Genomic DNA, 1,733 nt, shown 5'->3' on the forward strand with positions numbered 1-1,733 from the left:
TAGGGCTTGCTGAACAAGATTAGTTCCATCTACACCCAACGCAAGTCTCTAAACCCGAGCAGTCTGAAGAAAAGCAAAAAGAGAACACGCAGTCGCCTCTCCAGATTCATGACCAGAAACTGAAGGGCGATGACGGTCAAACTGGTTTCGGCGCCACGCGCCCGAATGCGACCTAGACCCAATTTGCGCTTGCCTTCTCCAAATTTTCCTTCGATCGCATTACGCTTTACAGCGTCCTGGCGCTCTTGCCGACGATCGGCGACTTCACTTTGCTCTTTCGAGGGTCTGCCGAGCTTCGGGCCACTAAGGCGAATCCCTAGCGCTTTGCAATAGTTCAGGTTGTCACGATTGCGGTAGATTTTATCCGCTAGAATGACGGCGGGATAATACCCGAATCGCTGTTTGTACGCTTCCACCGATGCTTGCAGCGTGGTTGCCTCGTTGAAGCTGTCCCACTGTGCCGTTTCGATCCAAGCGTAACCGTCCACCAGACTGGCGGCGATTTTGGCACCGAACTCCACGTTCGCTCCAGCTTTGCCTCGAACCATCGGACGTACATGTGGCTGTTCGATACTCACGATGCGATCGGCGACGATATGTGTTTTCTTCTCCATCATTTCGCGCTGCTGACGGTAGAGCTCCGAGATGATCAGAAGCTGGCGACAGTGTCTTTTGCTCAGTTCCGTGAGAGGCGTATACTTCACGAGGGCTTCAATAATCCGCAGATTCCGTCCCACGTAGCCAAGTTGCTTTTTGATCGCTTTGCGGATCACCTTGCCCGATGCCTTGCGTTGCTTGCAAACACTCAAGTACGATTTTCTGGCTTTCTCGCGGTACGTGCGCGGCTTCTCCATTGCTCCGACATGGGGACGGTGCAGCACGTCAATGATGTCTTCCAGGATTTCACGGGCGTGATTCAGCAGCCCCAAGTCCGTCGGATACTTGATGTCCGCAGGCGCGCATGTCGCATCCAGCATGAGGGTGCCCTTGTTCATGACTTCCGCTGTCGGTGCGGCTGTAGGTGGCAGGACGTGTAGCTTTTTCGCCATGTTGCGGGGTTTCTTCGCCACAACAGGGGGCTCCTCGGGAATGGAGAAAGCGTCCCCTACCTCCATGGTGAGCTGCGAGCCACCCGCGTCGTTGTCGTCGTCATCGCGATCTCGCTTGGACGATTTCGGTTTCGCCTCGGCCTCTCGATCTGCTTGCAGCGCGGCTTGGGCGATCCAGTCATTGACTTCAGCTAGGATTTCCAAGCCGAGCCGTTCCCGAAAATGCGTGAGCAGGGAGTGATGAAACGGCACTTCATCGACATACGCGGTGTAGCCCAAGAAGAACTGCAAATATGGATTTTCCTGGATTTGTAAGGTGGTCTCGCGGTCGCTTAAACCAAGGCGCTCCTTGATGATGAGCGAGCCAAGGGCGATACGTGCCGAGTACGCCTTTTGGCCGATAGCTGGGGACTGGAACGATCTCACATATTTCTCTTCTACTTTGTCCCAAGGGATGATCGCCGCAAGCTGCACCCACCGATTGGTTGGATTTAATTTTCCGCCAAAGGGCAAATAGAAGTTTTCCAACAGGTCTGCCATATCTCGATTCAGCACGAACATTTTCGCTCACTCCATCTGCAAGGTTTTTTACCGATTCTCCGTGTTTTCTTTGCAGATGAATTCGACAAAAGTGCCTCTAAACCCTTGTGACATAAGGATTTTTTGATTATTCAGCAAGCCCTA

1 protein-coding gene is annotated in these 1,733 nt (G+C 53.1%); it reads right to left on the reverse strand.

The genetic code is table 11. The features are described 5' to 3' along the window. Positions 1–29: 29 nt before the first annotated feature. Positions 30–1,610 carry an IS5 family transposase gene (locus NR121_RS24865; RefSeq protein WP_054820363.1) on the reverse strand — a complete coding sequence of 527 codons (1,581 nt, stop codon included), beginning with the start codon at positions 1,608–1,610 and terminating at the stop codon, positions 30–32. Between the last annotated feature and the right edge of the window lie 123 nt (positions 1,611–1,733).

The organism is Paenibacillus sp. Pae15 (genome assembly GCF_024519685.1).
GTDB classification, from domain to species: Bacteria; Bacillota; Bacilli; order Paenibacillales; family NBRC-103111; genus Paenibacillus_G; species Paenibacillus_G naphthalenovorans.